The sequence below is a fragment of the Martelella mediterranea genome, from assembly GCF_004342225.1.
In the GTDB taxonomy this organism is placed as follows: domain Bacteria; phylum Pseudomonadota; class Alphaproteobacteria; order Rhizobiales; family Rhizobiaceae; genus Martelella; species Martelella mediterranea_B.
Genome location: NZ_SMAR01000001.1, coordinates 206335 through 231286, shown reverse-complemented (window position 1 = coordinate 231286; position 24952 = coordinate 206335). Strand labels below are relative to the sequence as shown.

At 55.9% G+C, this 24952-nt stretch carries 23 protein-coding genes; 13 read left to right on the top strand and 10 right to left on the bottom strand.

The genetic code is table 11. From position 1 onward, the window contains the following. Nucleotides 1-124 precede the first annotated feature (124 nt). Both EDC90_RS01025 and rpoH read left to right on the top strand, forming a co-directional pair. Entirely contained in the window at nt 125-1153 is a 1029-nt protein-coding gene (locus EDC90_RS01025) for an RluA family pseudouridine synthase (protein WP_132307606.1), read from the top strand. 174 nt (nt 1154-1327) lie between these two features. Beyond that, nucleotides 1328-2245 (top strand): RNA polymerase sigma factor RpoH, encoded by a 918-nt coding sequence (rpoH, locus tag EDC90_RS01020; RefSeq protein WP_132307604.1) that lies wholly within the window; start codon nt 1328-1330, stop codon nt 2243-2245. A gap of 83 nt (nt 2246-2328) precedes the next feature. Here rpoH and EDC90_RS01015 read toward each other — a convergent pair whose 3' ends face one another. The 3 genes from EDC90_RS01015 to EDC90_RS01005 form a co-directional block, all read right to left on the bottom strand. Then, nucleotides 2329-2931: a nitroreductase family protein gene (locus tag EDC90_RS01015; RefSeq protein ID WP_132307602.1), complete on the bottom strand. Its 603-nt coding sequence runs from the start codon at nt 2929-2931 to the stop codon at nt 2329-2331. 93 nt (nt 2932-3024) lie between these two features. Beyond that, a complete protein-coding gene (locus EDC90_RS01010) occupies nt 3025-4977 on the bottom strand; it encodes a hypothetical protein (protein ID WP_132307600.1) in 1953 nt (650 codons plus the stop codon). A gap of 51 nt (nt 4978-5028) precedes the next feature. Then, nucleotides 5029-6327 carry an adenylosuccinate synthase gene (locus EDC90_RS01005; protein WP_132307598.1) on the bottom strand — a complete coding sequence of 433 codons (1299 nt, stop codon included), beginning with the start codon at nt 6325-6327 and terminating at the stop codon, nt 5029-5031. Nucleotides 6328-6561: 234 nt separating this feature from the next. Here EDC90_RS01005 and EDC90_RS01000 point away from each other — a divergent pair, with 234 nt between their 5' ends. Next, nucleotides 6562-7455, top strand: coding sequence for a DMT family transporter (locus EDC90_RS01000; protein WP_132307596.1), 894 nt, complete (start codon nt 6562-6564; stop codon nt 7453-7455). A 153-nt stretch (nt 7456-7608) separates the two neighbouring features. Next, entirely contained in the window at nt 7609-8409 is an 801-nt protein-coding gene (locus EDC90_RS00995; RefSeq protein WP_132307594.1) for a creatininase family protein, read from the top strand. A 10-nt stretch (nt 8410-8419) separates the two neighbouring features. Here EDC90_RS00995 and EDC90_RS00990 read toward each other — a convergent pair whose 3' ends face one another. Then, on the bottom strand, nt 8420-9361 hold the full coding sequence (locus EDC90_RS00990) for a LysR family transcriptional regulator (RefSeq protein ID WP_132307592.1): 942 nt from the start codon (nt 9359-9361) through the stop codon (nt 8420-8422). Between the two features lie 176 nt (nt 9362-9537). Between EDC90_RS00990 and EDC90_RS00985 the strand changes: the two genes are divergently transcribed. The 7 genes from EDC90_RS00985 (at nt 9538) to EDC90_RS00955 (ending at nt 17443) form a co-directional block, all read left to right on the top strand. Continuing rightward, nucleotides 9538-10545: an ABC transporter substrate-binding protein gene (locus EDC90_RS00985; RefSeq protein ID WP_132307590.1), complete on the top strand. Its 1008-nt coding sequence runs from the start codon at nt 9538-9540 to the stop codon at nt 10543-10545. Nucleotides 10546-10635: 90 nt separating this feature from the next. After that, the gene (locus EDC90_RS00980) at nt 10636-11466 is read left to right on the top strand and encodes an ABC transporter ATP-binding protein (RefSeq protein ID WP_132307588.1); all 831 of its coding nucleotides are present in this window, start codon (nt 10636-10638) and stop codon (nt 11464-11466) included. Further along, nucleotides 11463-12302 (top strand): ABC transporter permease, encoded by an 840-nt coding sequence (locus EDC90_RS00975; protein WP_132307586.1) that lies wholly within the window; start codon nt 11463-11465, stop codon nt 12300-12302. Before EDC90_RS00980 ends, EDC90_RS00975 begins: the two co-directional genes overlap by 4 nt. Next, nucleotides 12302-13612, top strand: coding sequence for a cytosine deaminase (locus tag EDC90_RS00970; RefSeq protein ID WP_132307584.1), 1311 nt, complete (start codon nt 12302-12304; stop codon nt 13610-13612). Before EDC90_RS00975 ends, EDC90_RS00970 begins: the two co-directional genes overlap by 1 nt. 2 nt (nt 13613-13614) lie before the next feature. Beyond that, nucleotides 13615-15021 (top strand): FAD-binding oxidoreductase, encoded by a 1407-nt coding sequence (locus EDC90_RS00965; RefSeq protein WP_132307582.1) that lies wholly within the window; start codon nt 13615-13617, stop codon nt 15019-15021. A 2-nt stretch (nt 15022-15023) separates the two neighbouring features. Next, on the top strand, nt 15024-15605 hold the full coding sequence (locus EDC90_RS00960) for an NAD(P)H-dependent oxidoreductase (protein ID WP_132307580.1): 582 nt from the start codon (nt 15024-15026) through the stop codon (nt 15603-15605). A 122-nt stretch (nt 15606-15727) separates the two neighbouring features. Continuing rightward, complete coding sequence (locus tag EDC90_RS00955) at nt 15728-17443, top strand: GH32 C-terminal domain-containing protein (RefSeq protein ID WP_132307578.1); 1716 nt, start codon at nt 15728-15730, stop codon at nt 17441-17443. A gap of 73 nt (nt 17444-17516) precedes the next feature. Here EDC90_RS00955 and pheT read toward each other — a convergent pair whose 3' ends face one another. From pheT to infC, 6 genes are all read right to left on the bottom strand, one after another. Further along, nucleotides 17517-19958 (bottom strand): phenylalanine--tRNA ligase subunit beta, encoded by a 2442-nt coding sequence (gene pheT, locus EDC90_RS00950; protein WP_132307576.1) that lies wholly within the window; start codon nt 19956-19958, stop codon nt 17517-17519. 72 nt (nt 19959-20030) lie between these two features. Then, entirely contained in the window at nt 20031-20453 is a 423-nt protein-coding gene (locus EDC90_RS00945; protein WP_132307574.1) for an ASCH domain-containing protein, read from the bottom strand. After that, the gene (gene pheS / locus EDC90_RS00940) at nt 20450-21532 is read right to left on the bottom strand and encodes a phenylalanine--tRNA ligase subunit alpha (protein WP_132307572.1); all 1083 of its coding nucleotides are present in this window, start codon (nt 21530-21532) and stop codon (nt 20450-20452) included. The genes EDC90_RS00945 and pheS overlap by 4 nt, the downstream gene beginning before the upstream one ends. 158 nt (nt 21533-21690) lie before the next feature. Beyond that, the gene (gene rplT / locus EDC90_RS00935; protein ID WP_132307570.1) at nt 21691-22095 is read right to left on the bottom strand and encodes a 50S ribosomal protein L20; all 405 of its coding nucleotides are present in this window, start codon (nt 22093-22095) and stop codon (nt 21691-21693) included. 48 nt (nt 22096-22143) lie between these two features. Then, nucleotides 22144-22344 (bottom strand): 50S ribosomal protein L35, encoded by a 201-nt coding sequence (rpmI, locus tag EDC90_RS00930; RefSeq protein WP_132307568.1) that lies wholly within the window; start codon nt 22342-22344, stop codon nt 22144-22146. Between the two features lie 317 nt (nt 22345-22661). Then, nucleotides 22662-23198 (bottom strand): translation initiation factor IF-3, encoded by a 537-nt coding sequence (infC, locus tag EDC90_RS00925; protein ID WP_245510887.1) that lies wholly within the window; start codon nt 23196-23198, stop codon nt 22662-22664. A gap of 190 nt (nt 23199-23388) precedes the next feature. On the opposite strand from infC, the gene EDC90_RS00920 reads away from it, so the two are divergent. Together EDC90_RS00920 and EDC90_RS00915 are read left to right on the top strand one after the other, a co-directional pair. Then, the gene (locus EDC90_RS00920; protein WP_132307564.1) at nt 23389-24189 is read left to right on the top strand and encodes an alpha/beta hydrolase; all 801 of its coding nucleotides are present in this window, start codon (nt 23389-23391) and stop codon (nt 24187-24189) included. Between the two features lie 163 nt (nt 24190-24352). After that, nucleotides 24353-24919, top strand: a complete 567-nt coding sequence (locus EDC90_RS00915; protein WP_132307797.1) for a transglutaminase-like cysteine peptidase — start codon at nt 24353-24355, stop codon at nt 24917-24919. Nucleotides 24920-24952: the final 33 nt, after the last annotated feature.

Here is a 24952-nt window from a genome sequence, read left to right as displayed (position 1 = left end):
TTCGCTTAAAAGCGCGGTCTTGCGTACCGGGTTTCTGCGGCATGTCCAGCAAAAGCGGAAACCGGCTTTCCGTCCGGACATGCGAAGATTAACTCACTCGGAAAAGCCCTCTGGCGGACCTTTTATGACAGAAGACCCCTTTAAACAAACAGAGCCGAATAAGAAAGTCCTTCCCGTACCGGAAGGCACAAAAGGCCGGCTGGATGCATTCGTTGCCGCCGGTGCCGATGAGGGGTTGTCCCGAACGCGCATCAAGGCGCTCATCCTTGCAGGCGCCGTTTCGATAGATGGCGTGCCGGTAAAAGATCCAAGCCGCAAGATCCAGTCCGGTGAGACTGTCACATTTGCAGTGCCTGAAGCAGAAGACCCAGAACCCAAGGGTGAGGCAATTCCGCTTGAAATTCTGTATGAAGATGACGACCTGATTGTCATCAACAAGCAGCCCGGCCTTGTCGTTCATCCCGGCCCTGGCAACTGGACCGGCACGCTGGTCAATGCCCTGATCCACCATTGCGGCACAACCCTTTCAGGCATTGGCGGGGTTAAACGCCCCGGTATTGTTCACCGGCTGGACAAAGATACAAGCGGTGTGATGGTCGTTGCAAAAAACGACATTGCACATCAGGCGCTGGCGGCGCAATTTGCCGATCACGGGCGCACAGGCCCTCTGGAACGGGCTTACAAAGCGCTTGTCTGGGGACGCCCCAGAGCGCTGACCGGCACGATTGACGCGCCACTTGGCCGCTCGGCTGACCGCGTGCGGCGCGCTGTCAAATCAAGAGACTCGTCTGACGCGGATTTTGCGATCACCCATTATACGGTCGACGAGCGGTTCGGCGAGAAGGCAGATGGCACCGCCCTTGCCTCTCTCGTTGAGTGCAGGCTGGAAACCGGGAGAACCCACCAGATCAGGGTACATATGGCGCATATCGGCCACCCGTTGATTGGAGACGACGTCTACGGCTCCGGCTTCAAAACGAAGACAAACCTGCTGGAAGAACCGGCCCGTTCAGCCGTTAAAGACTTTCCCCGGCAGGCCCTCCATGCTGCTCTGCTGGCCATCGAGCACCCTTCAAGCGGAGCTGCAATGCGTTTTGAGGCGCCACTTCCCGCTGACATGCAGTCTTTATGCGCCGTCTTCAAAACAGTGTGACCGACTGAGGGTGACTGCGCGTTTACAAGCTCAGCCATCTTGAAACAGCCACTTTGCAAACCCATATGAACTTTTCTCCCTCGGAAAAGCGTTAAGGATCGGCCGCTTCAGGAACAGAAGCTAAATCCGAGCGTTTGACCGAAAAGGGTTACATTCATTCAGGGGATTAAAGCCTTGGCCAATACTCTACCCAGCATCCGCGCCGGCGAAAACGGCCTCAACCGCTATCTTGAGGAAATCCGCAAATTTCCAATGCTGGAGCCGCAGGAAGAATATATGCTCGCCAAGCGGTTTCACGAGCATGACGACCGTGGCGCGGCTCACAAACTCGTAACCAGCCATCTCCGCCTCGTTGCAAAAATCGCAATGGGATATCGCGGCTATGGCCTGCCCATCGGTGAGGTTGTCTCCGAAGGCAATGTCGGACTGATGCAGGCCGTCAAAAAGTTCGATCCCGAGCGTGGTTTCCGTCTGGCGACCTACGCGATGTGGTGGATCAAAGCTTCCATTCAGGAATATATTCTCCGCTCATGGTCGCTCGTCAAAATGGGCACAACCGCCAACCAGAAGCGCCTGTTCTTCAATCTGCGCCGCCTCAAAGGCCGTATTCAGGCCATTGATGACGGTGACCTGAAGCCTGAGCAGGTGAGCGAGATCGCAACCAAGCTGAAAGTCAGCGAGGAAGAGGTGGTCTCCATGAACCGCCGGCTCTCCGGCGATGCATCTTTGAATGCTCCGATCCGTGCGACGGAAGGCGAATCCGGTCAATGGCAGGACTGGCTTGTCGATGAAAATGACAGCCAGGAGGAAATGCTGGTAAATCAGGACGAGCTGGAAAGCCGCCGGGAAATGCTGGCGACAGCCATGGACGTTCTGAATGATCGTGAAAAGCGCATTTTCAAGGCGCGCAGACTGAGCGAGAACCCGGAAACGCTGGAAGCACTTTCAGGCGAATTCAACATCTCCCGCGAACGCGTCCGTCAGATTGAAGTGCGCGCCTTCGAAAAAGTTCAGGAGGCCGTCCAGAAGCAGGCTCTCGAAAGTGCACGTGCAGTGCGTGCAATCCGCGATGGCAGGAACGCTTCAGAATAGAGGTCTTTTCCCTCCCACTTATCCAGGTTTTGTGTGATCGGAACACGCCTCAATGCCTCTTCAATTTATTGCGGGGGCATTTTTTAATCCGGTGACTTTTTGGAAACCGGGTCCCCGACACACAATAAGATGAGCGGTGTTAGCGCCCCCTGCAGATCAAGAACCTCTGCAACGGCATCGTCATTGAAACCACCGACCCAGACACTTCCAAGCCCTTCCTCGACAGCCTGAAGCTGAATATTCTGGGCCGCGGCCCCTGCCTCCATATAGGCATATCGCACCCCGCGAACACCGTCGCGACTTTGGTCGGCAAACGCGCGCAGCGGGCTTGCCAGATCGGCACAAATCACAACAATACAGGCAGCCTTCGCGACCCATTCCGGCTCACCAATCGCTGCGCTACGTAGCGAGAACCGCAAATCACCGGAATGAACGGCTTCCAGACCAAGTGTCTCGGATTTCACAGAATAAAGGCCGACATTCAGTTCATCGATCCGGCCTGATACGACAAACAGGCGCAGCGGATAGAGAGACTGGGCGGAGGGCACGGTTTTCCTGCCATTGTCACCGGAAACGCCCTGCGCTGCCCACAGCAACTTCCGCAGAGACAGCGCATCAATCGCTTTCTCAGAAAAGTCCCGAACGGACCGCCGACGGGTCAGCGCCTCATTCAGTGAAATTCCCATCGCCTGTTCTCCCGTAAAAGCATCGCAATCGAGACAACCAGATCATCGGACGGTTATTCTGAACCGCCCGATGATCTGGCTCCTCAGCCGGGATCAGTTCCCGTCATTGATATCGCCGAGCGCCTGCCATTCCTGAATAGCGCGATCAAAAATCGCCATTCCGGTTGTCCCTTTCTCAAGGGTCAGCAAGGCGCGCCGCCCGTTGCGATAGGTTACAGGAATATCGATCCAGTTCCGGTCACGCAGCAATGTCATGTTCTGCTTGCGCGCCTGCTGATAATCATTCAGGGCCAGCATGTAGAGATCGTCTGTGATTTTCGCAGAAACGGCAACCAGTGGGTCGCCGCGTGAGGCCTCGGTATTCTTCAAAGACATACGCTGGACATTATCAATCGCACCGCCTTCAAAATTGTCGGAGAGCTCGAACGAAACGTCCACGAGATGGCTTGCGGGCAGCGACGGGTCATCATTCCGGCGGAAGGTGATGGTTCCCTTCAGGCCAACGTCCGGCACGTTCATGGTCCCTTCGATCACAGGCTCAGAAACCGCGGTCCCATTGTTTTCCTGCTTGAGCTCCCATTCAACGGATCCTTCAAAGGACGATGGAACAGACTGACCGAGCTGCTCTTCGTAAAGATACATCAGCTGTCCGGCACCAACCGGTGGCGCAGGATCGGCAGCCTCCTGAGACGACGTTGACGGCGTGGCGGAATCTGACGCGGCAGCTGTCCGGCTGGCAACTGTGCGGGCCGGGCCTGTGGCGCTGCCAGCAGCTGGAAGTCCCTCAACAACCTCTGTCCCATCGGGCAGAAGGCGCTGTGTAAAGGGCTTGTCAACAGAACCTGCCTCTTCGGCAGCGTCCCCGCCAGGGGCAGGTGTGTCTGTCTCTGCAACCTCGGTATCTGCCGGTTGCGATGATCCAGCGACCAGATCACGCATAGAACCCATATTCGTCCAGGCGAAATACCCGCCAACAGCGATGACGAGAATGACGACAAGGCCGATCAGGGCAGGCACCAGCCTGCGCCTGGATGCTCCGTCACCCTTGTTGTCGGCGACATCGTCATCCTCCTCATCGTAATCCTCATAGGATCCGAGCTGATCTTCGGGCTCGAGCCCCAGAAGGCTATCGACGTGTGCCCAGTCTTTTTCCGGGACGGGGCGACGCGGCGGCGGCGGCGCTGGCTCAAAACGCGGCGCCCGGTCATCTTCGTCTTCTTGGTTGAAATGTTCTTCGCCATCACCGAAAGACACACGCTGACCGGTCGTATCGACATCGTCCGGTGTCTCGAAATGGTAGCCGGCATCGTCTTCCGGTTCGTCACTGACATCTGCTTCGATCGCCGGATCTTCATCACGCAGACCATCGCGACCGACGATTTCAAATGTGGACTGGCGCAGCGCACCATAAGAGGACCCGGATGGCTGACGCGGCAGGTCGTCATCACTCAGCTCGGCGTCATCGCCTGCTTCATCTGTGGCATCATCGTGGCGCGTAAAATCATCCCGATCATCAACGCCTGCATCGCGATAATCGTAGCGATCATGCTCATATTCATCCGCCTCGTCATCAACAGAGGGGTTGTTCGCAGCATCGGCAAGCGGTTCGGGCTGTTGTTCGACTTCACGATCGTGCGGCTCGAAAAACCGGTGATTTTGCGGCTCCGGTGCATCGACCGGTTCCTCGTCGCGGATCTGCTGGTCCGGTTCGTCCTGTTCCCGATCATCATATTCCGTCCGGACAGTGTCCTCATGCACGTCCGGGCGGTCTTCAACATCAGCGATATTGTCGCTGGCAGGCTCCGCTGCGTCATCCGGCTCTTCCGGCGGCAAGGCTTCGGCAAATTCTGCCTCAACCTCAGCAATAGCCGTATCGATCTTGTCGATCTGCCGCTTGACCAGCGCTTCCGGCGGCTTTGGATTCATATTCTCCATTTGCCGGATAACGGCCGCACGCGCTTTTTCATAAACGCGTGCGCGCATTTCCGGCGTACTCTCCGGAAGTCCTTCAACCGCGCGTCGAATGACTGATGTAAAATCCGCCATATATTTCCCCTATGGTGCGGAGCCTTGGTGCGACACTATCAGCAATTCTCGTTAATCTTCAAATGGATCGGTCACGAGAATGGTGTCGTCACGCTCCGGACTTGTGGATAACAGGGCGACGGGTGCACCGATCAGCTCTTCAACCTGGCGTACATATTTGATCGCCTGCGCCGGAAGGTCTGCCCACCTGCGGGCGCCGACGGTTGATTCTTTCCAGCCTTCAAGCGTCACGTAGACCGGTTTGACACGCGCCTGCGCGCCCTGGCTTGCAGGAAGCGCCTCAATGCGCTCGCCATCCAGCTCATAAGCCACGCAGATTTTAAGCTCATCAAGACCGTCGAGAACATCAAGCTTGGTCAGCGCAATGCCGGTGATGCCGTTGGTTGCAACAGCCTGACGCACCAGAACAGCATCGAACCAGCCACAACGGCGCTGACGTCCGGTCACCGTGCCAAATTCATGACCACGCTCGCCAAGGAACTGACCAACCTCGTCATGAAGCTCTGTCGGGAACGGGCCCTCGCCCACACGCGTCGTGTAAGCCTTGGTGATGCCCAGCACATATTCCAGTGAGCCCGGCCCCATGCCGGAACCGGCCGCAGCCTGCCCCGCAACGGTATTCGAAGAGGTCACAAACGGATAAGTGCCGTGGTCGATATCGAGAAGGCTGCCCTGCGCGCCTTCAAACAGAATGCGGGCACCTGAACGACGCTTCTGGTCAAGAAGAAGCCAGACGGTATCGCGGAACGGCAGAACCTTGTCCGCCACCGATGTCAGCTCTTCCATGATCGTTTCATGGGCAATTTCCGGCTCACCAAAGCCACGGCGAAGGGCATTGTGATGCGTCAGCAGGCGGTCGACTTTCGCGGGCAGTGTTTCCAGATTGGCCAGATCCATAAGACGGATCGCACGGCGCCCGACCTTGTCTTCATAAGCAGGGCCAATGCCGCGGCGGGTGGTACCAATCTTGGTGCCGGAGTCGGATGCAGCATCTTCACGCATGCCATCAAGCTCGCGATGCAGCGAGAGGATCAGCGTTGCGTTGTCAGCGATGCGCAGATTCTCAGGCGAGATGGCCACACCCTTTTCAGCAAGACGGCCGATTTCAGCAATCAGGGCATGCGGATCAACCACAACACCATTGCCAATCACCGAAAGCTTTCCAGAGCGCACGACACCGGACGGCAGAAGCGAAAGTTTGTAGCTGGTACCGTCGATCACCAGTGTATGACCGGCATTGTGCCCGCCTTGATATCGCACAACGATATCGGCGCGCTCGGAGAGCCAGTCCACAATTTTACCTTTGCCTTCATCGCCCCACTGCGAGCCGACCACTACAACGTTCGTCATCTTCCCTACCTGTTCGGGGCCATGCCCCAGTAATATAACTTTACTCAAACCGCGCCATTCTATAACGGCTCATCCCGGCGATTGCCATGACATGAGCGCAAGAGCGCATCAAGTTTTCGCGTGACACTCGCATATATCACGGTCTATTCGAAGGCGCGCTGGCAACAAAAACAATTCATCCCGGCTTTTAAAGCCAGGCTCCGGCAATTGAACCAGAACTGGGACGAATCACCTGTGCAGGTACAAGCTTACTTCCTCCTTATAATCACCACACTTCTTTGGGGCGGAAATCTGACGGTCGGAAAATTAGCTGTGGGCCACATCTCTCCGATGATGCTGAACATGTGTCGCTGGGGGCTGGCTGCCGTCGCCGTGACCATCGTTTCGATGCCGCAGATCCGCAAGGACTGGCCTGTCATCAAAAAGCACTGGCCGCTTTTTCTGGGTTATGGCGCGATTGGCTTTGCCAGCTTCAATGCCTTTCTTTATGCCGGACTGCAATTCACAACCGGCATCAATGCAGCCATTGATCAGACGGGAATCCCGCTACTGATTTTCATCCTGAACTTTGTTCTCTTCCGGGTCCATGCATCACTGGCACAGGTCATCGGTTTTGCAATTACGCTGGTCGGCGTCGTCATTGCCGTGTCACACGGCGCACCGCTGCGCATTCTTCAGCTCGATATCAATTTCGGTGATTTCCTCGTCATGATGGCAGTGCTGTGTTATTCCGCCTACACGGTGAGCCTGCGCTGGAAGCCCAAGCTTGACTGGCGCCCGATGATGATGGCCTGCTGTTTCGGGGCGTTTCTGGCCGCCATACCGATGGCAGCCGGCGAAGCCTTATCGGGGCATATGATCCTGCCGACTGATTTCACCGGTTTTGGTGCTATTCTCTATACGGCCCTTTTCCCGTCACTGATCTCGCAGGCATTGTTCATGCGCGGCGTCGAGCTGATCGGGCCAAACCGTGCGGGCCTTTTCATCAACCTGATCCCGGTTTTCGGAACCATTCTGGCGGTCCTGTTCCTGAATGAACGACTGGAAGCCTTTCACGGCATCGCACTGGGGCTTGCGATTGTCGGCATTGCCATTGCCGAGCGCGGCAAACCACGCCAACCCGCATAGAGCGACCACAAAAAGGCATCAGCAGAGACACAAATCGATGCTTTTGCCCGTTTATTCCTTCTTCTACACCTGACTGAGAGCCGATGGCAGAGCGCTTGAAATCCTCCAAGCCCCTGCCTGAACGGCGGGGAACAGCAGACAGGCAGAAGAAAAATGGCGAAACGCTTTTACTGGAACGAACTGACAAGCCCGGAATTCAAGGAACTCGATCCCGAAACAACGATTGCTGTCCTGCCGATTGCTTCGACGGAACAGCATGGTCCGCACCTTCCGGTGGCAACGGATGTTGCCATAGCCCGGGGAATGCTGGACGCGGTACAGGAAAATTTGCCGGATGACCTGAATGTTCTGGTTCTGCCTGTTCAGGAAATCGGCAAGGCCAATGAACATGTTTACGGTCCCGGCACCCTGTCTTTCGGTGCAGATATTCTGATCCCGGCATGGACCGCAATTGGCGAAAAAGTTTCCGAGGCCGGATTGCGCAAGCTCGTGATTGTCAACAGCCACGGCGGCAACCTCGACATCATGAACATCGTCGCCCGTGAAATGCGCGTGCGTTTCTCGCTGGCTGTGGTTGCCACCCAGTGGGGCCGTTTCGGCCATCCGGAAGGCATGATCAGCGAAAAAGAACGGACATTCGGCATTCACGGCGGCGAGGTCGAAACCTCGCTGATGCTCCACTTCCGCCCTGAACTGGTGAAAATGGAATATGCCGAGGATTTCACATCGCTGGCCGAATGGCAGAAAGCAACCACAAAGCACATTCAGCCCACTCCACCTCACGCTCTGGCATGGATTGCCCACGACCTGAACCCCAAGGGCGCACTCGGCAATGCCGCCGCGGGCACAGCTGAAAAAGGCGCGGCAATCTCAAAACATGAAGCCCTTGGTTTCATTGAACTGCTGCAGGATCTGAAAAACTATCCGCTGGAAAAGCTATACCAGCCAGTCTGACGCAATTGCTTCATGGCGAGGGCAGCGGCACATGCCGCTGCTCGCGCAGATCCTCAATCATCGCGACAATTTCCTGCATCAGGTAATCGACGAACAGGCTCGTCGCCGCATCGAGCGGCGCGCGCGCGCGTGAGAACACTTTCATCGGCTGATGACGGATATGCGGATCAGCCAGCGGCCGGAAAACCAGCGTGCCGCGCTGACACTCGACATAAACATCCAGCGGGTTCAGAAAGGTCAGTCCGGTTCCGCGCTTGACCAGCTCTTTCAGCATTTCAGACGCGTTGGTTTCCACGACCGGTTCAATGGGTAACGAGAGCGGTGACAGCGCAAGATTAATGACATCGCGAAGACTTGTACCGGGCTGCGCCAGAACCAGCGGCTCCTGAACGATATCCGAAACATTCACCTGCTCCTGCTCCGCCAGCTTGTGATCCGGCGGCAAAACGGCGCCGATGGGCACATCAAAGGTCGCCAGCGTGCGCAACCCCGGTGTCGGCGGGATGTTAAAGCCGAGGCCAATATCCACTTCACCAGTCAACACCGATGCAATTGTGGTCGTTCCGCCATCGGAACGCAGGTGAATCTTGATCCGCGGGTTTTTCTCGACAAAACGGGCGATAATATCCGGCAGCGGACCGGCGGCGAGACCGACTGTGGTCACGAGTGTAACCTTGCCCGCCTGCGGCATTTTCAACGCACGAATACGCGATTCCATGCGCTCATAGCCTTTCAGCACCTCGCGGATATGCTCGACGCACATCTCACCGGCGGCAGTCAGGCGAAGACCACGCGGCAGCCGCTCAAACAAAGGCGCACCAAACTCCTCCTCAAGCGCCAGAATCTGGCGGTTTACGGCGGAGGATGCAACATTGAGACGGGCCGCCGCTTTGCGGATCGATCCGCAGCGCGCAATCTCGTCGATATACTGAAGTTTTCTGGAATGAAGCATGTCTGAAACAAGGTGTAGTGATCATTTTTTGCGCAGTTCGATGACAATTACACCAATTAGGCGTGCGATGCAAAAAAAGCATCAATGCGGACGAAATTTGATGCTTCCCAAAGCGCAGTCAAGCCGCTCAAATGCAATCTTAAAACAATGCTTATAAGGCGAAGGGGAATAGTGAAATGTCAACATTGCTGAAAACGGCAGCTTTTGCCGGTGCTGCTTTTACAATGGCAGCAACGACGCAGGCTTTTGCGCTGGATGAGGTCAGCTACGGCACCAACTGGCTCGCTCAGGCAGAACATGGCGGCTTTTATCAAGCCGTTGCCGACGGAACCTACGAGAAATACGGCCTTGACGTCACCGTCGTTCAGGGCGGTCCGCAGGCTGCCAACAGCGCGCTTCTGATTGCTGGCAAGATCGACTTTTACATGGGCTCCCCGCAGGGTGAGCTGGATGCCGTCAAGCAGGACATCCCCACACTTGATGTCGCAGCCATCTTCCAGAAAGATCCGCAAATCCTGATGGCTCACCCCGACCAGGGCATTGAAGATTTTGAGGATCTGGCCGAGCTTCCGACCATTTTTATGGGCAAGGATGGCTTCCTGAGCTACTTCGAGTGGATGAAGACCAACTTCGAAGGCTTCTCCGATGCTCAGTACAAACCATACACCTTCAACCCGGCCCCATTCATCGCTGACCCTAAGTCTGCACAGCAGGGCTACCTGACGTCAGAGCCTTATTCGGTTGAAAAGGAAGCTGGCTGGGCACCGAAGGTCTTCCTTCTCGCGGACGAAGGCTATGCGCCCTACTCAACCATGATCACCACACGTCAGGAGCTTGTCGACGAAAACCCCGATCTCGTGCAGCGCTTTGTCGATGCTTCCATCGAGGGGTGGTACAACTATCTCTACGGTGACAACACCGCGGCCAACGATCTGATCAAGAAAGACAATCCGGAAATGACGGATGAGCAGATCGCCTACTCCATCGAAAAGATGAAGGAATATGGCATCGTGGAATCAGGTGATGCGATGGAAGGCGGCATTGGCTGCATAACCGACGCACATTACAAAAAATTCTTTGATCAGATGGTCGAGATCGGGCTGTTTGAAAGCGACCTGGATTACACCAAGGCCTTTACCACCGAATTCGTCTGCAAGAATGTCGGCGCCGATCTGAAGAAGTAATCCCGGTTTTCAATCGAGATGACAGTATCCCGACCGGATACCTTTTTCCGGTAATCCGGTCGGCCCAAACATTTTTCGGAATTGAAGCGAATGTCTCAATCGGGTGCCAAACCGGCGTCAGCCACACCGCCGTCACTGGCCAAACCTCTGGTCACGATGAAGAATGTGAGCAAGGTTTTCTCAAATGGAACGGTCGCACTTTCCAACATGTCGCTGACAGTGGAACGTGGTCAATTCGTGAGCCTGCTGGGTCCATCGGGCTGTGGCAAATCCACCGCCCTGAGGATCATGTCCGCGCTTGGTGATATCACCAAAGGCGAGATCGACTGGCCAAGTTCACGCATTTCCGCCAATGGCAGACCGGAAGGCGATATCAGCTTTGTCTTTCAGGAGCCGACGCTGATGCCGTGGGCGACCGTCTTCGGCAATGTCTACCTGCCGCTGAAGCTGCGTGGTATTTCTAAAGCCGCTGCCCGCGCGGACATTATGGACGTACTGAAAACGGTCGGACTCGACCAGTTCGCCGATGCCTATCCGCGTGAACTGTCCGGCGGCATGAAGATGCGCGTTTCCATTGCCCGCGCACTGGTGACAAAGCCAAAGCTTCTGCTGATGGATGAGCCGTTCGCCGCCCTTGATGAAATCACCCGTCAACGTCTGAATGACGATGTTCTCAAGCTCTGGCGCGAAACCGGGATTACCGTGATCTTCGTCACCCACTCTGTTTTTGAATCGGCGTACCTTTCCAGCCGGATCGTGGTGATGCGAGCCCGGCCCGGCCAGGTTTTTGACGACTTCCCGCTTGTAACCAGTGCCGAACGTGACGAGGACTACCGCTCGTCGGAAGAATATCATCAGGCTTGCGCAAAGGTTTCCCATGCCCTTCAGGGCGCAATCCATGCCGCCGGGGGTGAACACTGATGGCAGACAGCACTGAACCACTCACCGTCGAACGCAGCTTCTGGAACCGGCACGGTGACACAATCCTGAAGATCGCAATACCGATCGGCGTTCTGGCGCTTCTGGTCGGCATCTGGCAGACGATTGTCGTCATCTATGATACGCCGCATTACATCCTGCCCGGCCCTGCCCTCGTGGTGAAAGCCTTCTTCGAAGACTGGGGAACGCTGGCGCCTGCATTGTGGGTCACCACAAAGATCACCTTTATCTCGCTCGGCCTCGCCCTTGTCGGTGGTGTTGGCCTTGCCGTGATCATGATCCAGTCGCGCTGGATTGAAACCGCACTTTATCCTATTACCGTGATCCTGCAGGTTACCCCGATCGTAGCGATTGCGCCGCTGATTTTGATTTACACACCGACGACACAGGTCGCACTTCTGATCTGTGCGTTTCTGGTTGCTTTCTTTCCGATCCTGTCCAACATGGCGCAAGGCCTGAAAAGCGTTGATCATAATCTTCTGAACCTGTTTGAGCTCTATGGTGCGTCCCGCTGGCAGACACTCATTCATTTGAAAATGCCCGCCGCACTGCCATACTTCATGACCGGTCTGAGAATCGGCGGAGGGTTGGCACTGATTGCCGCTGTCGTGGCTGAATTTGCAGCAGGCTCTGCCGGCGCAGGCTCGGGCCTCGCCTTCCGCCTTCTGGAATCGCAGTACCGGCTGAATATTCCGCGCCTGTTTGCAGCGCTCTTTATGCTGGCCTGTCTCGGTGTCGCAATCTTTGCACTGACGTCCTTCATTGCCTGGCTCTTCCTGCACCGCTGGCATGAAAGCAGCCTCAAGAGGGAAAACTGATGATACCGTTTGTGAAGTTGCCTGAAGCGCCACATTTTGCGCTGACTAAAGCAACTGTTCCTGCAGTCTGCATTGCAGAAATCCCAAACCTTGATGTTCGCGAGGGGCTTGTTTCCGTCGACATCACAGTCAGGGATGGTCGCATCAGCGACATTCTTCCTGCCGGGCATGCGCCAAAGGATATGCCGCACGCTGACATGCGCGATGGCATGATCTGGCCGACCTTTTGTGATATGCACACGCATATCGACAAGGGGCACATCTGGGAGCGACGCCGCAACCCGGATGGAACCTTCATGGGCGCACTGGAGAATGTCATGGCGGACCGTCAGGCCAACTGGTCTGCCGATGATGTGGCCGCACGCATGGAGTTTTCCCTGAAGACTGCCTATGCCCATGGCACGGCACTTTTACGCACGCATCTCGACAGCCTGCCGCCTCAGCATGAAATTTCCTTCGAAGTCTTTGACGACATCAGAGAAAAATGGGCGAACAAGATCGAACTTCAGGCCGTGGCACTGTTCGCAACAGATCAGATTTTTGAACCGTTCTTCGATGATCTTCTGGCCATCCTCAGAAAGCACAACGGACTTCTTGGAGGCGTGACTCAACCCGGACCAGACCTGGTCCCACAACTTGACCGGCTGTTTTCCGCTGCCACTGAAAACGACCTCAACATCGATCTGCATGTCGATGAAACCGGCGATCCATCTGTGCTGACGCTGAAGGATATAGCAGAGGCAAAACTGCGCCTCGGCTTTGAAGGTGCAGTCACCGTCGGCCATTGCTGTTCGCTGGCGGTTCAGGATGAAGAAACAGCCAAACGCACGATCGATCTGGTTGCAAGGGCGGAGATTTCTGTTGTCTCCCTGCCAATGTGCAACATGTATCTTCAGGGCCGTGAAGCAGGCAGAACCCCGCGCTGGCGAGGGGTTACGCTTTTGAAGGAGCTTGCTGCGGCCGGTGTAAAAACCGCTGTTGCCTCTGATAACACCCGCGATCCGTTTTACGCGTACGGCGACCTTGACCCTGTAGAGGTGATCCGCGAAGCCGTGCGTATTCTCCAGCTCGATCATCCGCTGGATGATGCGGCGCGGGTCATGACCCGCTCACCCGCCGATATTCTTGGCCGCCCGGAGCGAGGCTTGATCAAAAAGGGAGGCCCAGGCGACCTCGTCCTGTTCAGCGCCCGCCGCTGGAGCGAATTCCTATCCCGTCCGCAGGCTGACCGCATCGTGATGCGGAATGGCATGGGCATCGACCGTAGCCTGCCGGATTATCGTGAACTTGACCCGCTCATGGAAAAGTAGACATGCCTGACTATCAGCAGATCAAGGCCGAACTTGACGGCATCGCTATTGAAGACAATCCGAACATGGTTCTGCGCAAGAGCCGGGATTTCTACTGGTATTCCCCGATCCTCAAAGAACAGCTTGAAAACGTCACCGGAGATCTGGTGGTATCACCGGCCAGTGAAGAAGAGCTGATCAAAGTTCTCAAAGTCGCGTTCAAGCATGATGTTCCCGTCACCGCCCGGGGCGGCGGAACAGGCAATTATGGTCAGTGCATGCCGCTTTCCGGCGGCATCGTTCTCGATATGACCAGGATGAACCGGATCAAGGAAATCCATCCGGGCCGCGTCATCACGGAAGCTGGCATTATCTGCGCCCAGCTGGACAAACAACTGAAAGAGCACTCCGGGCAGGAGCTGCGCTTCCACCCCTCTACAACCGGTCAGGCGACACTGGGCGGTTTCGTCGCCGGTGGTTCGGGCGGCGTTGGCTCTGTCACATGGGGTGGCCTGCGCGACCTCGGCAATGTTCTGCGACTGCGCATTGTCACGCTGGAGGCTGAACCAAGGGTCATGGAACTGACCGCCCGCGATCTTCTCAAGGTCAGCCATGCCTATGGCACCAATGGCATCATCACCGAAGTGGAAATGCCGCTGGCCCCTGCCTATGACTGGGTCGACATCATTGTCGGCCATGACACCTTCATGGATGCGGTCAAATTCTCCGATGCGCTGGCGTCTTCCAGCGGTATTCTGACCAAGGAAATCGCCCCCATTGCAGCACCTGTGCCCTATGACTATTTCAACCGCCACAAACCTTATCTGAAAGAAGGCGAGTCGGTTTCCGTCGTCATGGTCGCCCCGCATTCGCTGGCACCGTTTGAAGCGCTCGTGAAAATGCACAAGGGCGAAATCCGCTTCCGTGCCGATGAAGCTGAAAGTTTGCGCGGTCTGCCGCGTGCCTATGAGCTGGGCTGGAACCACACGACGCTGCGCGCGCTCAAAATGGAGCCGGAATCCTTCACCTATCTTCAGGTCCAATATCCCGGACCTGATCATGTCGCCAAGGTTCAGCAGATGACCGAGCTCTTCGGTGACGAGGTGATCGGCCACCTTGAGTTCCTGCGTTTCGACGGCGGGATTCAATGCTCCGGCCTGCCGCTGGTGCGTTACACAACACCCGAACGGCTGGAAGAAATCATCCGCATCCATGAAGAAAACGGCTGCCCAATTTTCAATCCACATCGCTACACTCTGGAAGAAGGCGGGATGAAGCAGACCGATGAACTGCAGCTCGCTTTCAAAAAGCAAACCGATCCCAAGGGCCTTTTGAACCCCGGCAAGATGATTGCCTGGGAAAACCCGGACTTCGATTTCAAAGCCGGGCGCAACTTCCTCTTCAAAGGCCTCGCCGAGGTAGCAGAATAGTCATGCGGGTTCTTGTTCTTTTTTCACATCCGGTAGAAACCAGCTATGGTGCGGCCCTTCACAAGCAGGTTGTCGAGAGCCTCACCAAAGCGGGACATGAGGTCGATGACTGCGACCTTTATGCTGAAAACTTTCAGCCGGTTCTGACCCGTGAAGAGCGTATTCGCTATCACGATTACCCGGAAAATACCGGGCCGGTGGCTGGATACGTTGAGCGCTTGCAGAAAGCCGAGGCTCTGGTGATTGTTTCCCCGGTGTGGAATTTTGGCTTTCCGGCCATGCTGAAAGGCTATTTTGACCGTGTCTGGCTGCCGGGCGTGACCTTTGCTCTTCAGGATGGAAAACTGACCCCAACGCTGCGCCACATCACCAAGCTGGCATCGGTCTTAACCTATGGCGCAACTCCGATGCGGGCATTTCTGGCAGGCAATCCGCCGAAAAAGATCATCACCCGGACCATGCGCGCGCAGATCAAGATCGGTGCGCCGATTAAGTTCATGGCGCATTACGACATGAACAACTGCACCCCGGAAACACGCGCGAATTTTCTGAGAAAAGTGAAAGGTGAAATGGAAGCTTTCTGAATCAGTTTCCGGTTTCGCCCTTTACATCATCGTTCAGAACCTTAGGTCTAGTCTTGTCCCGCAAGCATCGCCGAATGGTGTTTGCGGGAAATTGTTGACCGGAAGACCGTGCGGAGAAAGCGATGACACTGCCAGAGCCGAGAACCACCGACGACACTCATCTTCGCAAACTGCGTGGAACGGTGCCTGTCAATGCGGTCCTCCATGTCTGGCTGAAGGCCATTCATCCGCATGCGCCCGGAGAGATGCAGCTGTCGTTGAACGACCAGCGTTTCGGCAATATTTTTGTTCAGAATTCCGAAGAATACGAATTCCGCATGTTCTTCATGCCGCATGGCGGCGAGCTTGAATGTGCCTATGATCCCGAAACGACGACGATATCGGTTGCCTACTGGTTCACGGATGCCAGTGTTCTGGAAGAAGGCATCACGGTTCTAAGGACACATGCTGCCAATGCGCCCGCCCCTGCGCCGGGCAGTTATCACTTCCGTCCACCCTTCGGCTGGATGAATGATCCGAATGGTTTTGGCCGCTTCAATGGCTCAGCGCATCTGTTTTATCAGCATTATTCGCACGGCCTGACCTGGAACACGATGCACTGGGGCCATGCGATCTCTGAAGATTTTCTGCATTGGCGCCATTTGCCAATCTTCCTCTTTCCTTCAGAAGACCTGACCCACCGGCCGGACAAACGCGGTGGCGCATTCTCAGGCTCCGCCATACCGCTTGATAATTCCAACGGCATTCGTGTTTTCTTCACAGAACATGTGATCGAGCGGGCACCTGAACGCGAAATTCAGATGATGGCGACGTCTCAGTCACTGATTTTTGCAGGTGCAGCCAAACCGCTGATTGACAAGCGCCCGGAGCTTGAAGGCCTGACGCTCGATTTCCGCGACCCTTATGTTTTCCGCGGTCCCGATGGCTACTGGAAAATGCTTCTGGGCAGCCGCCTCGGTGAGGATGGCGTGGTTCTTCTCTACCAAACCTCAGATGTGACAGCGTCCGGAGACTGGGAGTTTGTGGACGTTCTGCATTCGGAAAACCGGTTCAACACCCAGGTTATTGAATGTCCCTGCCTCTTGCCGCTTGATGGCCCGGCCGGTGACCCGACAACCCGCTGGGTGCTGATTTGCGGCCTGATGCACAGCCACCATGAAGAAACCGGCCGGAAAAATCTGTCGCTGGCGACAGTCGGCCACTTCGATGGCAAAAGCTTTACGCCGGAATTCGAACAGGAACTCGACTTCATCGTCGACAACTATGCTTTTCAGGCCTTCCTTGACTCAGGCACCCCCGTTGGCATTGGCTGGCTTGCAAACTGGGCGGACGCCGCGCCTGAAATCGATTTCCCGACCGCGATGACCCTTCCGCGCAATCTGGTTTACGATCAGGAAGACGAAACACTGCTGACCCCACCAATTGAGGGCGTTGAGACGCTGCGCGATCACCTGATCGACGAGGAGACACTGGCAAGCGGTGAAGCCGTAATGCTGGAAACCGGCCAGGTTGAAATCGTCATTGAACTGGATGACCCAGGCGCACCTTTCGAACTCGATTTTTATCACAACAACATTGAAATGATGGTGCAGGTCGATCAGGAAGGGCTGCGCTTTGTCTATCATGATGACACGCAGGGCCCGTCACCGGATTATGTTGCGCCGGGTGCAAAACCAAGCCACATCCGCGTCTTTCTGGATATCGGCTCTGTCGAAGTTTTTGCCGACAATGGCCGCTGGGCTGGCACAAAACGGATTGCAGGTTTTGACCCGGTTCACTCCATCCGCATTCGCGAAGGCCGTGTGAAATCCGCGAAGGTCTGGGGGCTGGCGCTTTAAGGCAGGCGTCCGCCTTTGTTTCCAAGCTTGAAAAAAGGCCCGTCTGGCTGCGGGCCTTTTCACATTTTAATGGTTATCCACGGATCACGCCGCCGGTTGATTTCTCAACATTGGCGATGACTTTTTTCATCAGCGCTTCGAAATCATCATCGGTTAACGTCCGTTCGGTTGGCTGAATTGCGACCTCAATGGCAACGGACTTCTTGTCCTCACCCACCGATGCGCCCTCAAAAACGTCAAACACAGTCACACCGGTGATCAGCTTGCGGTCAGCCCCCGCCGCCGCACGCTCGATTGCGGATGCTTCAACATCGCGATCAACAACAAAAGCAAAGTCGCGGGAAACGGCCTGGAATGGCGAAAGAGTAAGCGCCGCCTTGGTGCGGGTCGCCTTTTTCTTCGGCTCCGGCATGGCATCGATAAACACTTCGAAGCCGGCGAATTTGCCCGAAACGTCCAGCGCCTCGAGCACTTTCGGATGAAATTCTCCGAAATATCCCAGTACGATCTTCGGTCCCATCTTGATGGTTCCCGAACGGCCCGGATGATACCAGTCCGGCCCACCCGCGACGATCTGGACATTGCCCATCGGCAGTCCACACGCTTCAAGAACGGCCAGTGCATCCGCCTTGGCATCGAAAACGCCAACTGCACGTCCCGCACCCGTCTCGGCGTTGGACCACATGCGGCCAGATCCGGAAAGCGTTGCCGAGCCACGGCGCAGACCGCCGGCAACGCGGCGCTGTCCCTTCGGTGTGTCATTTTCATAGGTGGCGGCCACCTCAAACAGAGCAACGTCGCCATGACCAATGGCAGCATTACGCTTGGCTGCTGCGAGCAGGCCCGGCAGCAGCGACGGACGCATATCCGACATATCCGCTGCAATCGGATTGGACAGCTTCAAAGAATGTGCGCCGCCGCCAAATAGCTTTGCTTCTGCTTCCGGAATGAAGGACCATGTGACGGCTTCCATCATGCCACGGGCTGCAAGCTCCCGGCGTGCTGAACGCGAACGGATCTGCAGCGTGGTCAGAATTTTCGCGTTCACGGCACCAGCCGCAGGCAGAGCAACCGGTTTGATGGCATCAACGCCATGAATGCGCATCACTTCTTCCACGAGGTCAGCCTTGCCTTCGACATCCGGCCGCCATGATGGCACGGAAACCGAAACAATCTCGCCAGTGCCCTCAACGGAAAAACCAAGACGTGTCAGAATATCACGGCTTTCTTCCGCCAAAACGTCGAGACCGGTCAGACGCTGAACCTCGGAGAACGGGTATTCGATCACCTTCGGTTCATAGCCCTTATAGCCGACGACCTTCTTTTCACGCGCTTCACCACCGCACATGTCCAGAACAAGCTCAGTCGTGCGTTCAAGACCGGGCACCATGTATTCAGGATCAACGCCGCGCTCGAAACGATAACGGGCATCCGTGATGATGCCGAGATCACGGCCTGTGCGGGCAATGTTCATCGGATCCCAAAGCGCAGACTCGATCAGAACCTCGGTTGTGTTTTCATCACAGCCGGAATGTTCGCCGCCCATGATGCCGCCAATCGACTCAACACCATTTTCATCAGCGATGACGACATTGTTTTCCGTCAGCTCATATTCACGCTCATCAAGCGCCAGGATCTTCTCGCCAGCCTTTGCGCGACGCACCGACAAGGCCCCTTTGACCTTGGCGGCGTCGAAGACATGCATCGGCCGGCCCTGATCAAAGGTCATGTAATTGGTGACATCGACAAGCGCATTGATCGGGCGAAGCCCGATGGCCAGCAGACGCTGCTGCATCCATTTCGGGCTCGGTCCGTTCTTCACACCTTTGACAAGCCGGTAGGCAAAACCGGGGCAAAGGTGCTTGTCTTCGGGCGCGAAGTCCAGGGACAGCGTCACGGGTGTTTCGCCGGCCTCTTTAAAGGAAGGCGCTTCCTGCGTTTTGAGCGTGCCAAGTCCGGAGGCTGCCAGATCGCGGGCAATGCCGAAAATGCTGGTGCAATCAGGGCGGTTCGGCGTCAGGTTGATTTCGATGACCGGATCGTCCAGACCGGCATATTCCGCATAGCTCGTACCGACCGGCGCATCCTCCGGCAGATCAATAATGCCATCATGATCATCGGAAATGTTCAGTTCTTTTTCCGAGCACATCATGCCGTGGCTTTCCACGCCGCGGATCTTGCCAACGGACAGCGTCACATCGATGCCAGGCACATAAGTGCCCGGACGCGCAAGCGCACCAACGAGACCTTTTCGCGCATTCGGCGCGCCACAGACGATCTGAAGCGGCTTGCCGCCATTGACCGCCGGCCCGGCATCCACCGTCAGCACCTTCAACCGGTCTGCATCGGGATGCTGCTTGGCGTCGATCACTTTGGCGATGGTGAAAGGCTTGTAGGTCGCCTTGTCGTCAACCTCTTCAACCTCAAGGCCGATGGTTGTCAGACGCGCGCAGATTTCCTCAAGCGTCGCCTCAGTTTCCAGATGATCCTTCAACCAGGACAGTGTGAATTTCATGTCTCTCGTCCCACCGTTTCGGTCAACCGTCGCGCGGATTGTTGCCAGCAGCAACGGTCAAATTCTGTTTTCTCAATCTGTCTCGTCAGATTTCAGGAGCTCAACGAGCCGGAAACGCTCACAGATCAGCTCCATGTCGGGCGAAAAGCCGCCATTGCGAGTAAAGTAGGCCTCGTGGCCCTCGCGCCAGTATTCCAGCGAAAGATCGCCCTCGCCTTCGTCGCGGGCGAACTCTTCGCCAACCTCGTCGAACCGGCGGATCGTCACCTCGGTCGTCTCAATGACGGCGGCGGGCTTGCCGGCGCCGTCGAGCACCACATCGCGACGGCCGACTTGCGGCATCGGTTCTCCGGCCTCGGTCACGTCGCGGAGTGCGCCGCAGGTTGCCGTCTTCCTGCCGGCAATAACCAGCGCCAGAAGCTCATCCATAAGCGCAGGCGTATCGCCAAAGGCAAACTGGACAGCATCCTTGTAGCGTTCAGGGAGTTCACTCATGACGACAGCCCTCCAAAGAGTGTGGGAATATCAAGCGGGCGGAAGCCATAATGGCTCGTCCAGCGCTCATCGGCGGCGAAGAAATCACGCAGATCCGGCATGCCGTATTTCAGCATGGCGATGCGATCGAGCCCCATACCCCAGGCAAACCCCTGATAGACGTCCGGGTCCAGCCCGCAGTGGCGCAGCACGTTCGGGTGCACCATGCCGCAGCCCAGAATCTCCATCCAGTCCGAGCCCGTGCCGAACTTCACCTGATCACCCGAGCGGTCGCACTGGATGTCGACTTCGAAGGACGGCTCTGTAAACGGGAAGAACGAAGGACGGAAACGCATCGTCACGCTGTCAACCTCAAAGAAGGTCTTGCAGAACTCTTCCAAAGTCCAGCGCAGATGCCCGACATGCGTGGTCTTGTCGATGACCAGTCCTTCAAGCTGATGAAACATCGGCGAATGCGTCGCGTCGCTGTCCTGCCGATAGGTCTTGCCGGGGATAACCACGCGGATCGGCGGCTCCTGGCTTTCCATCGTGCGGATCTGCACCGGCGAGGTGTGGGTGCGCAGAACCTTGCGCTCGCCGTTTTCATCCGGGTTAAAGAAAAATGTGTCATGCATCTCACGCGCAGGATGTCCTTCGGGAAAGTTCAGCGCCGTGAAATTGTAGTAATCACTTTCGATCTCAGGCCCCTCAGCGATCGAAAAGCCCATATCACCGAAAATCGCGGTGATTTCGTCGATCACCTGGCTGACCGGATGGATGCGACCGGAAAGCGATGGTGAAGGCCGCACCGGCAGGGTCACATCAACAGTCTCGGCTTTCAAACGCGCTTCGATCGCTGCATCCTTCAGCGCCGCCTTGCGCGACGCAATCGCTTCAGCCACCTCGGTTTTCAGCTGGTTGATCGCCGCCCCACGCGTTTTGCGCTCTTCCGGATCCATCTTGCCCAGCGTTTTCAGAAGCTCGGAGACCGAACCCTTCTTACCAATGGCATTCAGGCGGACCTGTTCGATTGCCGCTTCATCCTCAGCTGCGGCGACATCGGCCATCAGCTTCTGTTTCAAATCCTCAAGATCGGACATGTCCTCAAATCTCTTACTTTTATCCGGCGCGCGGCTGCCCGCCGTTTCATATGGAACCGTTAAGCGATTTTTCTGACTTCAAAATGAAAAACCCGCACTGGTCCGGCCAGCGCGGGTTTCCCAAAATGTAAAAAATAAAAGCTTGGGAAGCGCTGGCTTTAAGCAACCGCGCTTTCAAACTCGTTGGCTGTGCCCTCTTTCTTGAGGTACTCCAGGCCCTTCTTCGCAGCAGCAACCAGGCTTGCGAATGCTTCCGGCTCATGGATCGCCATATCGGACATAACCTTACGGTCAACTTCGATGCCAGCCTTGTTCAGGCCGTCGATGAAGCGGCCATAGGTCAGGCCATGTTCACGCACTGCTGCGTTGATACGCTGAACCCAAAGCGCACGGAAATTGCGCTTGTTAACCTTGCGGTCGCGGTAAGCGTACTGCTTGGACTTGTCGACAGCGGCCTTGGCTGTGCGGATCGTATTCTTGCGGCGGCCGTAGTAACCACTGGCCTGCTTCAGAACTTTTTTATGCTTTGCGTGGGCGGTAACGCCACGTTTTACGCGTGCCATATCTTATGTCTCCTTGAAATCTATCTGCTTGCGTTGTTTTCGCGTGCGTTACTTGCTGTAAGGCATGAACTGCTTGACGATCTTTGCGTCCGCTTCGGACAGAACCATCGTGCCGCGTGCATTGCGGATAAACTTGTTGGAGCGCTTGATCATGCCGTGCTGCTTGCCAGCTGCACCGACCTTGACCTTACCGCTGGCGGTCGTTTTGAAACGCTTTTTGACCGACGACTTCGTCTTCATCTTGGGCATTTTGCTTGTCTCCATTGTTTTTGATTTCAGCCTTGAGGTGACGAACGCCTCAAAGCACTGGCATTTGGAACAGACACGGCATGCCCTGCCGGCCTGTTCAGGCACTTATTTTTCATAAAAATCACAGGATTTCCGATGAAAGATCAGCACCATGTCTGCTGTCCTTACACATTGCCACAAAAGCAACAGGCAAGAACGGCGCGCTTATACGCGCTTTATTATCAAAGCGCAACCGATTCCCGGCGCGAATAAAAGAGTTGCCGCCACAACGATTTCTCGCGGGCGGCACATCATCATCCGGCACACCGGGAAAGGGATTATCTCGGCGCAAGAACCATCAGCATCTGACGGCCTTCAAGCTTCGGTTCGGCTTCGACCTTTGCGATTTCAGCCGTGTCTTCCTTAACCTGCGCGAGAAGCTTCATGCCCAACTCCTGGTGCGCCATTTCGCGGCCACGGAAGCGAAGCGTGACTTTCACCTTGTCGCCGCCTTCAAAGAACTTGTTCATCGCCTTCATCTTCACCTGATAGTCGTGACTATCGATGTTCGGGCGCATCTTGATTTCTTTGACGTCGACAACTTTCTGCTTCTTGCGCGCTTCGGCAGCGCGCTTCTGGTTTGCATATTTCAGCTTACCAAGATCGAGAATTTTGCAGACGGGCGGGGCCGAGTTCGGGGCGATCTCGACGAGATCAAGCCCAGCCTGTTCGGCCAGTGCCAAAGCTTCTTCCGTTGGCACGACACCCTTATTATCCCCCTCCTCGGTGATCAACTGAACCTCGCGCACGCGGATATCGCGGTTGGCGCGGGGACCTTCTTTGGTCGGGGGAGCGGCTCTGTGAGGTCTGCGAATGGTCGTTAACTCCTGAATTGTTGAAATCTCTATTTCGGATCTCCACGTGCGACAATGATCACACGTTAGAAACACAAATGGTTGTTTAACCCGTGCCGTGTCAATAACACAGTTCAAAAAGAAAATCACCTCTGTATAAACGCTAAAGTCCGCGAAGACAGGGTGAACCGCAGGAAAACCGGAGGCTGCCATGCACACTGAAGCCGAACTCACACATATTGAGATTGACCACGGCGAAGGTCCTTTGAGGCTTGCTTTGCGTATTCGCCCCGCCGAGAAGCAGAGGTCCCCGGCGCTTGTGTGGTTTTCCGGCTATGGCTCGGACATGCTGGGAACAAAGGCCGAAGCGCTCGATGCCTATGCCGCCGAGCACGGCCTGGAAATGATCCGGTTCGACTATTCTGGACATGGTGAATCAGAAGGCGAATTCAAGGACGGCACCATCTCGCGCTGGCTGGAAGATGCATTGGCCGCGATTGAACATGCCGCACCGGAACGGATTATCATCATCGGCTCATCGATGGGCGGCTGGCTCGCTCTGAGAGCCGTGCAGGAGATGAAGAAGCGCGCTAACGCACCTTCAGTGGAAGGCCTGCTGCTGCTCGCCCCGGCCCCGGATTTCACCAGCGAACTGATCGAACCGGACCTGAAAGAGGCCGAATGCAAAGCACTGGCGGAAAAGGGCTATTTTGAGGAAGAATCACCGTACGGCCCCGAGCCGACAATCTTCACCTCGAAACTTCTGGATGACGGACGCCGCAACCGCGTACTGGTCGGCATCATTGAAACCGGATGTCCGGTCCATATCATTCAAGGCAAACTCGATGACGATGTGCCTTATGAACACGCTCTGAGACTGATGACCCACCTGCCCGCCGACGACGTGGTGCTGACGCTGGTGCAGGATGGCGATCATCGCCTTTCAAAACCAGCAGATATTGAACGTATGCTGAATGCAGTGGCAAATCTCGTGGCTGGGACAGGGGCCTGATGCGTTTGGGATATTAACCATCGCATCGGATAGGTGATGAGCAACCACGCCATTTGATTGACTCGTCCGGCCAATTCTTCTTAACTCTTTGTTAAGGATTGAATTGGCGGATGGGTGCAACGTGTTTCGCGTAAAAAACATCGCATTGTTGATTTTCAGCGTTATGGCAGGGGCTTTTGCATGCCTGCCGGCGACAGCTGCTGAACCACGCGCCATGCCCGTCGGTGGTGTTACCTCGCAACCGATCGGCCATTATGAGTTTTGTCAGAGCCATCGCTCTGAATGCATGCAACGCTCAACCAACACCCAGGCCGCCAAGTTGACAAAATTTGGCTGGTCCAAGGTGATTACTGTCAACAACGATGTAAATCAGTCTGTAAGACCCGTCACAGATCAGGATCTTTTCGGTCGTGACGAGGTCTGGGCCTACCCGCAAGGTGCGGGGGACTGCGAAGATTTCGTCCTTGAAAAACGGCGCCTCCTGATGAAGGCAGGCTTCCCTGCGTCTGACCTTCTCATCACCGTTGTTCGCAAACCCAATGGTGAAGGCCACGCCGTTTTGACCTTGCGGAGCACGCAAGGCGATTACGTTCTCGACAATCTGAGTGACGAAATTCTGCCCTGGTACGAAACGCCCTATACCTACCTCAAACGTCAGGCTTCCTTTGACAGTGGTCGCTGGGTCAAGATTGAAACGGGTACAGACCTTCCGGTTGCCTCGGTTCGCTGACCGCGTTCAGGTGCGCAGATTGAAATATCTGTC